This window comes from Pontibacter oryzae, assembly GCF_003576375.1.
GTDB lineage: Bacteria > Bacteroidota > Bacteroidia > Cytophagales > Hymenobacteraceae > Pontibacter > Pontibacter oryzae.
The window spans coordinates 407916-420490 of record NZ_QWGE01000004.1 but is presented as its reverse complement, the minus strand read 5'-3'; the positions used below and the strand labels follow the sequence as shown (position 1 = coordinate 420490).

13 protein-coding genes are annotated in these 12575 nt (G+C 48.9%); 8 read left to right on the top strand and 5 right to left on the bottom strand.

Annotation, left to right across the window (positions count from 1 at the left end; all coding sequences use genetic code 11):
- Positions 1-165: 165 nt before the first annotated feature.
- The 3 genes from D1627_RS14215 to D1627_RS14205 all read left to right on the top strand — a co-directional run bounded on the left by D1627_RS14215 (position 166) and on the right by D1627_RS14205 (position 3535).
- Entirely contained in the window at positions 166-561 is a 396-nt protein-coding gene (locus tag D1627_RS14215) for a hypothetical protein (RefSeq protein ID WP_119432908.1), read from the top strand.
- A 146-nt stretch (positions 562-707) separates the two neighbouring features.
- Entirely contained in the window at positions 708-2258 is a 1551-nt protein-coding gene (gene treF / locus D1627_RS14210; protein WP_233555638.1) for an alpha,alpha-trehalase TreF, read from the top strand.
- Positions 2259-2410: 152 nt separating this feature from the next.
- The gene (locus tag D1627_RS14205) at positions 2411-3535 is read left to right on the top strand and encodes a YncE family protein (RefSeq protein WP_119432907.1); all 1125 of its coding nucleotides are present in this window, start codon (positions 2411-2413) and stop codon (positions 3533-3535) included.
- Positions 3536-3616: 81 nt separating this feature from the next.
- Here the strand turns inward: D1627_RS14205 and D1627_RS14200 are convergent, their stop codons facing one another.
- Positions 3617-5014: a DUF5723 family protein gene (locus D1627_RS14200; protein WP_119432906.1), complete on the bottom strand. Its 1398-nt coding sequence runs from the start codon at positions 5012-5014 to the stop codon at positions 3617-3619.
- Between the two features lie 260 nt (positions 5015-5274).
- Here D1627_RS14200 and meaB point away from each other — a divergent pair, with 260 nt between their 5' ends.
- The 3 genes from meaB (at position 5275) to D1627_RS14185 (ending at position 7925) form a co-directional block, all read left to right on the top strand.
- The gene (meaB, locus tag D1627_RS14195) at positions 5275-6255 is read left to right on the top strand and encodes a methylmalonyl Co-A mutase-associated GTPase MeaB (protein WP_119432905.1); all 981 of its coding nucleotides are present in this window, start codon (positions 5275-5277) and stop codon (positions 6253-6255) included.
- 67 nt (positions 6256-6322) lie between these two features.
- The gene (locus D1627_RS14190; protein WP_119432904.1) at positions 6323-7279 is read left to right on the top strand and encodes a hypothetical protein; all 957 of its coding nucleotides are present in this window, start codon (positions 6323-6325) and stop codon (positions 7277-7279) included.
- Positions 7263-7925 (top strand): ATP-binding cassette domain-containing protein, encoded by a 663-nt coding sequence (locus tag D1627_RS14185; RefSeq protein ID WP_119432903.1) that lies wholly within the window; start codon positions 7263-7265, stop codon positions 7923-7925. Before D1627_RS14190 ends, D1627_RS14185 begins: the two co-directional genes overlap by 17 nt.
- Before the next feature lie 64 nt (positions 7926-7989).
- Here D1627_RS14185 and folB read toward each other — a convergent pair whose 3' ends face one another.
- The 3 genes from folB to D1627_RS14170 are packed head-to-tail and all read right to left on the bottom strand — an operon-like array spanning position 7990 to position 10263.
- The gene (folB, locus tag D1627_RS14180) at positions 7990-8346 is read right to left on the bottom strand and encodes a dihydroneopterin aldolase (protein WP_119432902.1); all 357 of its coding nucleotides are present in this window, start codon (positions 8344-8346) and stop codon (positions 7990-7992) included.
- Positions 8347-8353: 7 nt separating this feature from the next.
- On the bottom strand, positions 8354-9334 hold the full coding sequence (locus D1627_RS14175; RefSeq protein WP_119432901.1) for a DivIVA domain-containing protein: 981 nt from the start codon (positions 9332-9334) through the stop codon (positions 8354-8356).
- The gene (locus tag D1627_RS14170) at positions 9331-10263 is read right to left on the bottom strand and encodes a WD40 repeat domain-containing protein (RefSeq protein ID WP_119432900.1); all 933 of its coding nucleotides are present in this window, start codon (positions 10261-10263) and stop codon (positions 9331-9333) included. The genes D1627_RS14175 and D1627_RS14170 overlap by 4 nt, the downstream gene beginning before the upstream one ends.
- Before the next feature lie 109 nt (positions 10264-10372).
- Between D1627_RS14170 and D1627_RS14165 the strand changes: the two genes are divergently transcribed.
- Together D1627_RS14165 and D1627_RS14160 are read left to right on the top strand one after the other, a co-directional pair.
- The gene (locus D1627_RS14165; protein WP_119432899.1) at positions 10373-11038 is read left to right on the top strand and encodes a 4'-phosphopantetheinyl transferase family protein; all 666 of its coding nucleotides are present in this window, start codon (positions 10373-10375) and stop codon (positions 11036-11038) included.
- Positions 11035-11616 (top strand): redoxin domain-containing protein, encoded by a 582-nt coding sequence (locus tag D1627_RS14160; RefSeq protein ID WP_119432898.1) that lies wholly within the window; start codon positions 11035-11037, stop codon positions 11614-11616. Before D1627_RS14165 ends, D1627_RS14160 begins: the two co-directional genes overlap by 4 nt.
- A gap of 77 nt (positions 11617-11693) precedes the next feature.
- On the opposite strand, the gene D1627_RS14155 is transcribed toward D1627_RS14160, so the two are convergent.
- Complete coding sequence (locus tag D1627_RS14155) at positions 11694-12542, bottom strand: transglutaminase-like domain-containing protein (RefSeq protein ID WP_119432897.1); 849 nt, start codon at positions 12540-12542, stop codon at positions 11694-11696.
- Positions 12543-12575 lie beyond the last annotated feature (33 nt).

Here is a 12575-nt window from a genome sequence, read left to right as displayed (position 1 = left end):
ACGCAGATTTGGCAAGATAAGTTACACGCTTCCAAGCTCTTCTGCCGGCGCGGAAGTAACTTCCGCGCCAAAGCATTCCCATATATAGAGAAAGAGCACTGCTTTTTCCAAACTTTATACATTAACGCTGGTTTTGCATCAGCATAACTAGTTACCTTAGCCCGCATGAAGCTTAAAACTATACTCATAGCCCTTGCCTGCCTCCTTGTGGTATGGTTTATGTACGATGCCCTATCTCAGCCAAGTGTAAACGATTTGGAAGGCAACTTTAAAGAGATAGCCATGTACCGAAACGAAAATAATACCGGGCCCATTACCCGCATCTACGCGGTAACTGTAGAGGATACGCTTTGGGCGCAGATGCAGGCCTACGGAGACTTTATGCCGCATACTAAATATGGCAACACCAAAGTATATTACTTCCTGAATACTAAACCGTTACCGCCAGAAGTATACCCAGGAAAGTTAAATTTTGAAGAACGATTTCAACAATATACTGTAGCCAAATACGAAAAAGATGCTATGGGGCAGGTTTTGTTTGTACGCTTTCCTTACAGATAGTATACTTGTCGCTTTGCCGCTGAATTGCGTAAGAGAGTTTGACCATCAAAGAACAGCGCAACATGAGGCATCAGAAAAATCATACTTTCAGCCACCTAACTTTTTTATTTCTGCTACTACTACCTTTCACCTTTGTAATACAGCCTTTGCGTGCACAGCAAATGTACAGGCCGGAGCGAGACTTGGGCGAACTGTTTGTGCAGGTGCAGATGCAGCGCGTCTTCCCCGACTCTAAAACTTTCCCGGATGCTGTTCCGCAGGCCGCGCCGCAACAGATCCTTGAAAAATACCGGCAGCAGAAAGACCAGCCGGGCTTTAACCTGGAGGCTTTCGTGCTGGAGCATTTTACCATGCCGCCGCAGCCTGCCTCTGGCTTTACCACAGATACTTCGCTTTCGGTAACACAGCATATTGAGCGCTTGTGGCCTATACTTACCCGTGAGCCCGGAGCCGATGGCGGCTCGCTGATACCTTTGCCCAAGCCATACATTGTGCCGGGCGGCCGTTTCCGGGAGATCTATTACTGGGACAGCTTCTTTACGATGCTCGGCCTGCAAGCCAACCACGAAACGCAGCTTATACAGCACATGGTGGATAATTTCACCCACCTGATCAATACGACAGGCCACATCCCGAATGGCAACCGCACCTATTACCTCAGCCGCTCGCAGCCGCCTTTCTATGCCCTGATGTTGCGCATCCTGGCACAGCAAAAAGGCCATGAGGTGCTTAAAACTTATGCCCCTGCCTTGCGCCGAGAGTATGCTTTCTGGATGGATGGCGCCGAAACCGTTACGGCCGATGCGCCTTCGCACCGCCGTGTGGTGCGCCTGCCTGATGGCAGCATCCTAAACCGCTATTGGGATGACCAGCCCGAGCCACGCCCGGAGTCTTACTTAGAAGATGTAGAGTTGGCCGAGCAGTCGGGCCGCAAGCACGAGGAAGTCTACCGCAATATTCGGGCTGCCGCTGAGTCTGGCTGGGATTTCAGCAGCCGCTGGTTTGCCGACCAGGAAAACCTCAGCACCATCCACACAACTGATATCATCCCCGTGGACCTAAACGCCCTGCTTTACCACGTGGAACGCACCCTGGCCGACATGGCATCGCTGGAAGGTAATAAGGAAGAAGCAAACAAGTATGAAAAGCTCGCCAAAAACCGCCGCAAGGCTTTATTAAAGTACACTTGGAGCGACGATGCCGGCTTCTTTTACGATTATGATTTTGTAGCTGGCAAAACTACCGACATTCCTACGCTAGCCGCTGTTTTCCCGCTTTACTTCTGTATGGCCAAAAAGAAACAGGCTGCCGCAGTTGCTCAAAAATTGCAGCAGGATTTCCTGAAACCCGGCGGCCTGGTTACCACCCTTAACCGCTCCGGCCAGCAATGGGACTCCCCAAACGGCTGGGCGCCGCTGCAATGGATGGGCGTCCAGGCGTTACGCAACTACAAACACGACCAACTGGCCGACGAGGTTGCGCAGCGCTGGGTAGAGAAGAACGAGGACATCTTCCATAACACCGGCAAACTGATGGAGAAGTATAACGTGCAGGACATGAACCTGCAAGCCGGCGGTGGTGAATACCCTAACCAGGATGGCTTTGGCTGGACCAATGGCGTGCTGCTAAAACTGATCTCCCTTCACCCCGAACTACTGGATATGAGCCTGCAAGAGCTGGAAAAACAGGCACAGTAAGAGTTTATATTTAATTTTAAATTGAAGGAGGCGCTACCGTGTAGCGCCTCTTTTTTGTTAATACCGTAAATGGTTTTAGATGCAAAACTCTGAAAAGCTATACTTGGCACTAGGTTTGCAAAAGCTCTGTTACAAGTATAAATCTCAACCCTATGATCAAACTAAGACACTTAGCCGCTGCCGCCATACTTACGCTCACTAGCTTTTCGGGCTTTGCCCAAGGTGAGAAAGCCAACTGGTATTTCGGGAAAGGCGCGGGTATAATATTTTCCGGGGACTCAGTAGTTGCCACCAATAGCAGGTTGTTCACTGAGGAGGGCAGCGCCACCTTATCCGATGCGGAGGGTAATTTACTGCTTTACACCAACGGCATTACCGTCTGGAACCGGGAGCACCGCGTGATGCCAAACGGAAACGGCCTGATGGGCGGAAAATCATCCACGCAGTCGGCACTTATACTTCCCAAGCCAGGTAGCAGCAACATTTACTACATCTTCACAACGGATATTCAGGCCCAGTCTGATGGCTTGCGGTATACCGTGGTAGATATGGCTAAGCAGGAGGGCAAAGGCGATATTATCTCCCGAAACAACTTTATGATTGCCCCAGCCACTGAAAAGCTTACCGCCGTGCGCCATAGCAATGGCCGTGATTGGTGGTTGATAGCGCACCGCTGGAACAGCAATGGCTATATGGCTTTCCTGGTAAATGACGAAGGTGTGGCCACACGGCCAGTACTAAGTATGGTTGGCACCGTACACGGCGGCCCTAACCGTAAGGCCATCGGCTACCTCAACGCCTCCCCCGACGGCACGAAGCTGGCCGCCGCCCTCTGGGATGCAGACAGTAACTTCGAGATCCTAAACTTTGACCGAAGCACAGGCAAGATATCTGACCCTATACTTCTGAAAGGCTTTGTAGAGGCTTATGGTGTGGTTTTCTCTCCGGATGGCAGTAAACTGTATGGCACGGCCAACGGCGCTGGTGGCGGAAAAGCCCAGATCGTTCAGTTCGATTTAAGGGCTGGTAGCGCAGACGCAATTGCCAAATCGGCAGTAGTGGTTGGCACTTCCAAGAGCCCGCGCATTGGGGCGCTGCAGCTTGGCCCGGATGGCAAAATTTATGTGGCCCGCCAGGATAATTACTACCTCGGGGTCATCAGCAACCCGAACGCTAAAGGAGAGGCAAGTAACTATGTGGATGATGGCTTCCACTTGGGCAAGCAGAAAAGCGACCTCGGCTTACCTAATTTTGCACAGGGTATCAGTAAGAAGTAAGCATAGTATAAAGTATAAAACAACAGCGCCGGCCTCTTTACTGAGAAGCCGGCGCTGCTGTTTTATAGCATGGCTGTTGCCTTAGAGCACTTGCAGCTTCCCGATCTTAAACCGCAGAAACGCAAAGGCAAACGAAGCCCCCGGGTTCTCATCGGTAAACGGTGCGGTAATATCGCGGGTGCTGATGCCGAACTCATACACTGGCGTAACGAACGTGATGCCTATCGGCAGGTTTACCTTGTCGCCGGCACCGGTGGAGACACCTGAGCTCAGGCGGAAGAATGGAGTGGGCATCACATTAATTCCAAGACCTACAAAGTCCTGCGTCAGGTTGCCGGGTGCGTCGTTCAGGGCGTGCACATAGTCAAGGCCAACCTCTACTTTGCTGCCTAGTTTCACGCCAACGCCAGCTCTGAACCTGGTTGGCAGGTCAGTCTCAAGCGCATCTACGGCGGTAAATGTCATGGCAGTGTCTACTATTTGCTGGGCTATATCAATGGCTCCCTCAAAATCATAGTCCTCGTCAGTTTTGATGTCAGATAGCTTAAAGCCTTTGTCCTGGCCTTGCAGCAGGTTTTCTGTCCAGCGCATGGTACCTATATCCGTTATAGACACGCCCAGTTTCACGATCTTGGCAACCTCCGCCGAAAGGCCAACATCAAAGCCATGGCCTTTGCCCACAGGGCTTAGAAATTCATCAGCATCGTTGTAGCTAAACTTCGGGTCGTTCAGGTATTTTTCGTAGTCGATGTCCAGCACAGGCGAGGAAGCGCTGTAGGCTTTTACCTCTCCATTTTTGGCGCTGAACTCATACAGGGCCAGTCCTTGCAGATACTTGTACCCAGCCCCGGCATAGATGTTAATGCCCGGCAAGTCTATGAGTTTACGGCCGTAAGAGAAATTCCATTCGTTTACCCAGGAGGCCTTCAATTCCGTGCCATCAAAGATATCGGCAACGTACACTACCTCATTAGCACCGGTTTGTTGTACAATCGGGGCATCCTGGCCCAGGAACAGAAGCTCTGAAAAATTCTTGTTGAAACCAGCGTGCCCAAGCATGCGCTGGCGGTTGCTAAAACCAAAGCCTCCTATTTTGGGCAGGTTAACCGATATGGCAAGGGTGTGCATGTTGGCGCCAATGTTCAGCACGTCATCAGAAGTGAAAGCCTTAGCATACTTTTGCCGTTCTGCCATACTTATGCTGCCTTCGTTATCGGCTCGGTCCGCAAAGTCGCGTATAATGTCGTGGGTGAAGGCTTTTGAGCTTACGCCGAGGCCGCCCTCAAGCAGCGTAAACGAAACGGTGTAATTACTGCGGCCCAGGTTAGCCGGGTTCACACCGATGGCCTGGTAGTCGTGGGCGAAGGTGTTAATTACGCCGCCACGGCCTGTGGCACTCATACTGCTGTAATCGGTTTGGGCAAATGCCGTAGCTTGCATAGCTGTAAGGGCTACAGCCAGCATCCAAAACTTTTTCATAAAAGTAGTTTCAATAAATCTGGAATTGGTAAACGGAAGTATAAACGGGCTAAAGCGGCAAGTATAAAGAAAGCATCTTTAAGTGCTATAATTATCAAGCAATTACCTTAACAGCTACAAGTTCAGGCTTTTTTTTGAGAATTGCAGATGCAGTAGCCAAATTATATATATGATGTGTTACCATGGCTAGAGTGGCATGGCAGCCCAGAAATATTAAATTTGCAAACAAGAACTGTTTACAGCAATAAACCCCGACTCCCTTGGCCAAACGTTTCAGCCCTGATAAGTATGTAGATGGCATTTTAGCTGGTGACCGCGTGATGCTGAGCCGCGCCATAACCCTGGTGGAAAGCCGCCTGCCAAGCGATCAGGAGTTGGCGCAGCAGGTAATTAACCAGGTGCTGCCCAAAGCCGGTAACTCGGTGCGCATTGGCATTACCGGCGTGCCGGGCGTGGGCAAGAGCACGTTTATAGAAGCCTTCGGCAATTACGTAATTCAGGAGCAGGGCAAAAAGCTGGCTGTGCTAGCCATAGACCCTACCAGCCAACGCACCGGCGGCAGTATTCTGGGCGATAAAACCCGTATGGAGCTGCTATCTACCAACCCACAGGCTTTTATCCGACCTTCGCCGGCGGGCAAGTCGTTGGGAGGCGTCACACGGAGCACGCGCGAGAGCATCATACTTTGCGAGGCCGCTGGCTTTGATGTGATTTTTGTGGAGACCGTGGGCGTGGGCCAATCCGAAACAGCCGTGCATGCCATGGTCGACTTCTTTTTGCTGCTGATGCTTGCCGGCGCCGGCGACGAGCTGCAGGGCATTAAGCGCGGCATTATGGAAATGGCTGATGCCATAGCTATTACAAAATCCGATGGCTCTAACATTGACAAGGCTAGAGTTGCCAAAGCTGAGTACCAGAACGCACTGCATTTGTACCCGATGGCCGCCTCGGGCTGGCTGCCGCAGGTAAGCACCTGCTCTGCCTTAAAGCAAACCGGCCTGCCAGACATTTGGGGCACTATTTCGGATTACCTCGAACTCACGCAACAGAATGGCTTCTTCCAGCAAAAGCGCCGCGACCAAAACCTGCAGTGGATGTATGAAGCCATCCGGCAGGGCCTTGAAGAAAATTTTTACGCCCACCAGCAAGTAAAGCAACAGCTGCCCGGCATCGCCGAGGCGGTAAAAACCGGCCAGAAATCCGCGTTTGCGGCAGCCGCCGAGTTGTTGAAATTGGTGTAGCACCTATATTCATGACATAGCAGCACGCCTATACTTCATCACAAACTTAAACTTAACTCATACTCTATTGGAGCTCCTTCAGGCACTTTTTAGCATTAGAATCAAACAGATGGTTCGGGCTTTACAAGGTCTTAGCTGGTATCATATACCTGTGTTATTTACCATAGCTATTTTTCTATATTGGTGGTTGTTCCAAAGATTGCAAGAGGATCCTTTTGCCATAGTCTTAGTAGCAGGTGCTGTAGTTATCATGCTTCTTCTTCATGCTTCTCGATCTGATATAAGATTCATGCAGCACTTAGCTGCGCGGCATCAACTCATATTTTGGGTAGAGTATAGTTTACTCCTGTTACCATTACACCTGCTGCTATTATTTGCGGGGCAAGGGCTTTTGATATTGCCATTAGAAATGTTGTTGCTAATCATTTCACACCTCCAAATTAGCAGTTTGCAGAAAAGTAAAGCTAGGCCATACCCTTTCATTCACCACCAAAACTTTGAGTGGAAGGCCGGTATGCGAAAGAACTTCCTTCCTTTCCTGCTGATTTATACTTTAGGTGTAGCCCTAGCTCCTATGCCCTATGCCACGCTCTTTATGCTGTGGCTACTGCTATTGGTCGTGTGCACTTTTCTGCAGGAATGCGAACCGTACAACTTGCTGTTGATCCTCGAGAAAAAACCCAGCCAATTTCTAGTATATAAAATTAAGCTGCACCTATTCCAGTACATCATCTTTACCGTCCCGATACTACTCTTGCACCTTGCATTACAACCAACACATTTTATAATTATCCTAATTGCTTATAGTATGTTTCTGTTGGTGCTAATGAGCTCGGTGTTGCTCAAATACGCACACTATGAGCCAAACGAGAAAGTATCTTCTGCATCTTCTATCCTAAATGCACTAAATCTGGCAAGTCCTTTATTACCTTTCCTGATATTTTTCCCATTAATAAGTAGCATCCGCAGTTATAAACAAGCAATCTACCGCCTTAATCCTTTTCTTCATGATTTCAATTCATAACCTCAGTGTGTCTTTTAACCAGCAGGTTGTGCTGAAAAATGTAGACGCTTGTTTTGAAACAGGCAAGGTACACGGCATTGTTGGATTAAATGGTACAGGCAAAACTACTTTGCTTAATACCCTTTTCGGTTTTATTAAACCCTCTACTGGTGAGGTTTTGTACCAAGGCACCGGGCTCAACAAAATGCACATATCTTACCTCGAAACGGATATTTTTTTCTATAGCAACATAACTGGCCAAGAGTATCTGCGGCTTTTCCGTAACAGTAGCCCGCATGATTATGAAATATGGAACAGTGTGTTTAAGCTCCCTTTAGGCAATTTAATAGAGGGTTACTCAACAGGTATGAAGAAGAAACTGGCACTGCTGGGCATTCTGCTACAGGATAAGCCTGTGCTCCTGCTCGATGAGCCGTTCAACGGTTTGGACCTAGAGAGCATTTGGCTAGTAAAGCGAATCATATCCGATATCAAGCTAAGCAAAACTATCTTGCTCACTTCCCACATTTTCGAAACCCTCTCTTCTACCTGCGATTATATATACCGTTTGGGCAACAACTCAATTGCACAGACTTACAGCAAAGAAGAATTTGGGCAACTTCAAGAACATCTTTATAAAGAACTGAACGGGAAGGCAGGCTTTTGAGGTATAGTATAAACAAAAACAGCTAGCCCATTTCTGAACCAGCTGCCTTTAATAAATCAATCTTTTAGCGTGCTTCCTCCAGGCTAACTTTTGCCCATTTGCAAATGCCTCCAAGGGGTGGGTTAAACTTGTACACATTCACCTTCACCGACTGCACAAATGGAAACTTGTCGTATACTTTGTCGATGATGCGGTGGCCGAGGTGCTCGAGCAGGCGGGCTGGCGTTTTCATTTCTTCCAGCACCAGCGCATACAGCACTTCGTAGTTTACAGTTTCGTCCAAGTTATCAGTTTCGGCAGCGCGGCGCAGGTCGGTGTTTATCACCAGGTCTATGCCATACTTGTTGCCGATCTTCTGTTCTTCGTCGTAATACCCATGGAAGGCAAAAAACTCCATGCCTTCCAATGTAATCTGTCCCATTCCCAGCTTAGCCTATCTCATCAAAGAAAGAACCAGAACCTTGCTTCACCGCGCCGTTAGAGGCGTAGTTGTTGCGCGATGGTTCCGTCATCGGTGGCTGTATCTCAGGCGTTTCAGGGGTTACAGGCTGTATATCAGGTATTGGCTGCTCGATGTCCGGCGCTGGCACACGACCCGGATAATCCGGCTCAGGCTGCTCTATTTCCGGGGCCGGGATATTTGGCACCGGTGTTGTTGGTTGCGGCATTTCGCGCTGCGGCTGTGTTACGTCCGGGGCAGGGTCGCCCATAGGGTCATAGCCGTTTCCGTTGCTGATTACGGCTACAGGCGCGTTGGCAGCCGTAGACTCCGCTAATTGGTATGGTTTGGTATCTGCTGTCGTTGTTTGCATATCTTTCAGTTTTTTGAGCAGCTCCGAACTTTCTACTTCGGTGTTGGCTGCTTTTGAAAGAATACTGTGTGTACCGGCTTTAGGTTTTGCCTTGGCTTTCTCGGCGTTCTCAATTGCCTCATTAGCCAGGTGGCGCAGGTCGCGTATCAGGTGGTCAAGGTAGCTTTCCATGCGCTGGCAGTCCTGATCCAGGGCTTTCACCTGCTGCTGCATTTCCATGATCACACGCTCCGACTGCTTTTTGGACTCTTCCAGCATCTGGCGGGCCTCATTGCGGGCTTGGTTCAGCAATTCATCGGCTTTCAGCTCAGACTCGCGCACCTGCAGCTCCGCTGATTTTTTGGCCTGCTCCAGAATGCTATTTCCTGTATCTTCGGCGGTTTTTAAGGTTTTGTAAAGCGATGATTCCACTTCGCGCAGCTTCTGTGTCTCACGATGAGAGGCATCCAGCTTCATGCGCAGATCTTTGTTCTCATCCTGCAACCTTTCCCATTCCTGCGAGAGCGTTAGCAAAAATGCATTTACATCATCCTTATCTAACCCTCTGAAAGCCTTCTCAAATGTTTTTTGCCTGATCTCTAATGGTGTAATCTTCATAACTCAAAACCTAAATTTATATCCCAAACCGAAATGGTGCGGTCATCGCTACACGAAACTAACTGATTCTGATGAGCCGACCAAAATAATTTATTTACCGAGGTGCCGTGGCTGGCGTGCCTCACTTTGTCTATCACTTTCAGCAATTTAAAGCTTTGCGCATCCCATACTTTTATGGATTTATCCATGCTGCAGGTGGCAAAATACTGGCCGTCGGGGCTGTAAGTAATGTGGTTTACGGTATACATGTGCGCAATTACGTAACCGCGCTCGGTATAGCTTTTCTCTACCTCCCATACCCGTAAGTGGGCATCGCGGCCAGTGCTGAGCAGCAGCTTGCCATCCGGGGAGTAAACCACGCTGAACACTGAGTTAGTATGCGAGACAAGCTCATACTTTAGTGCCATACTTGTGGCATCAAACACGCGTATTTTGTTATCGCTGTAGCCGGCTGCCACCTCATGGGTAAACTTATTGTAAGCCAAGCAGCGCACGCTCTGTTCCGATTTCCTGATAATGGTTTGCAACTCAAACGTTTCTCCATCCAGTATGCAAATGGCCCCATTGCCCATGCCAACGTATACTTTGCCTTCCTGGGAAGTATAAAGTATATCGAAAATGGCCGTTTTGGGTAAAGCCACCGACTTCAGGATTTGCTTACTCTTAAGGTCGATCACCTGCAGGCCTTCCTGGTTTTGGCCGATCAGCAGCAGGTGGCGCTCCGGCACGTAGCGCAGGGCATACACAGAAGTGCTTACACGGGCTATCAGTTCGCCGTTTTCGGGGTCTTGCAGGTTCCAGGCTACCACCATGCCATCGCCGGCGGCAGAGAAAAAAACCTGCTCCCTATCTGACGGCGCTAACGTATACACACTGTCGCGGTGGCCAGTAAGGGTTGCTACTTTCTGTATTTGTACTTTACTCGCCATAGTGGCTTATGCTCTAGTCTTCATTGAAAAATCATCTAAATTTACAACAATTACGCTTAACCAGCCGTGCCTATACTTCTAAAACCACTGCTAACGCAGAATATTGCCTATGCCCCTGCTACACATTAACACATTAGACCCGCATACTAAGATTGGCTTTTGGGAGCTTACCGAAACGTTGGAAGAGCTGCGGGAGGCATTGCCCGGCTATGTTGCCATAGACCAACGGTTGGCACAGGTGCACGCCAAAAGGCAGCGCGAGTGGCTGGCCAGCCGAGTGCTCGTTTACAGAGTTCTGGAAGAGTTTACCCCGCTACCGTTGCAGCTGCTACGGAACCAATACGGCAAGCCATACTTTCCTGATTCGCGCTTTCATGTGTCTATTTCGCACTCGCCTAAGTTGGCCGCCGTTATACTCTCCGATAAGTATGAGGTTGGCATAGATATTGAACTAGTATCACCGAAAGCGCTGCGTGTGCAGGAGAAGTTTCTGACGGACGAAGAGAAAAACTATACGTTGGCCGATGAACGCGAAACCTGTCTGTACTGGAGCGCTAAGGAAACCTTGTATAAGCTGTATAGCCGGAAACGGCTAGTGTTTAAGGAGAACTTGGGGGTAGCCCCCACTGATGAACCTAATGTGCTGCAAGGCCGTGTGCAAACCGAAAATTTTTCTAAATTGTATCGGATTTACCACGACACGCTGCACGAGCATGTACTAACCTATTGCATAGACAAGGCTCCTGACCAAGCAATTAACTCAAAAAAGCCATGAAATACGTAGCCTCTCTTCTTACAACTCTTCTGTTCTCAGCCAGTGTTTTTGCACAGTCTGGCGGATATCAGCTAGGCGATAAAGTGGCGGATTTTACGTTGAAGAGCGCCCAGAACCAAAGCGTTTCACTTAGCAATTTTACGAATGCCAAAACAGTAGTGCTTGTGTTTACTAACAACCAGTGCGCCTACGCTAAGATGTATGAAAGCCGATTATTAAACCTGGCCGGCAGCTATGGAGCCAAAGGCGTGCAGTTTATTTTTATCAACCCTGGCGCCGGCGACACTGGCGAAACCCTTCAGGATATGGCTGCAAAACAATACCGCCCATACCTTGCCGATGAGGGCCAAGCCATTAGCACGCAATTTGGCGCAATGAAGACACCAGAGGTTTTTGTGCTGCACAATGATAACGGTAACTTTACTCTAAAGTATAAAGGCAGCATTGACGATAACCCGCAAATGGAAAGCGCTGTTAAAAACTTTTACTTAAAGAATGTTATTGATGAGGTGCTTGCAAACCGCAATGTATCGCCGAGCGATAAGCGTGTAACGGGCTGCCTGATTAAAAAATACTAAGCTTACTTTTTACCCAAGCAAAACGGCCACCCGATATAATATCGGGTGGCCGTTTTGCTTATGATATATACTTAGCTTTAAATCGGCATGTCCTCATCCGTAAGGGCGTCCAGCAGTTTGTTAACTTCTGTGGCTTTCTCTGGGTCATCCATCTTCTCGAACGAGAAGGCCAGGTTGCGGAGCGCGCGCTTCACGATATCCAGGTTTGCACAGGGCTCATAAAAGATATCGATAGGGTTTAGGTTGAGCTGCAGAATGTAATTGTCGATGTCAGCTTTGCTTAGGATGAGGCCCTTGTTGTACACATTGATGTAAAACTGCATACCATCCAGCTTATAGGTAAGTATAAACAGGTTGGGCAGATTTACGCCATACACCGGCATTTTGAGGCGCTGCGCCAGCGTTAGGTAAATCACACACAGCGTTAAAGGGTTGCCGCGCTTGCTCTCCAACACCAGATGTAACATAGAGTTGGCCGGTGAGTGAAAGTTTTTGGTGTTTGCCGAAAAGCGTTTCTCCCGGAACAATACGTTATTCAGTGTTTTCACCTGGTCGTAAGGGTGCATCTCATCCTTCATTTGGGTCCAGGCGTCGAAGTATAGCTGGTCCAGGGCTTTAGAAATGCTAGCCAAGTCTACGTCTGGGTACAAGTATGAATTTACCAGATACATTCCCTCAATCAGGTCATGGGCACCTTTGTCTTTCCACTCGCGCAGGCGGCGGCCCAGGCCATCGTACTGCAGGTTATGGATCAGGTCCTCAATCTTCTTTTGTAAATCGCTGTTCAGGGTTTCCTCCCACTCTTCTTCCAGAAACGGAATAATCCCTTCGCCCAACTCCTCTATCTGCTTCTCTACGTGCAGTGCCACTTCATAATCACTGTCGTCCAACAGCGAAATAAGGGCCTTTATTTCTCCTTTTGTCACTATGCTTAATCAAATGGAAATTCAAGATTAGAA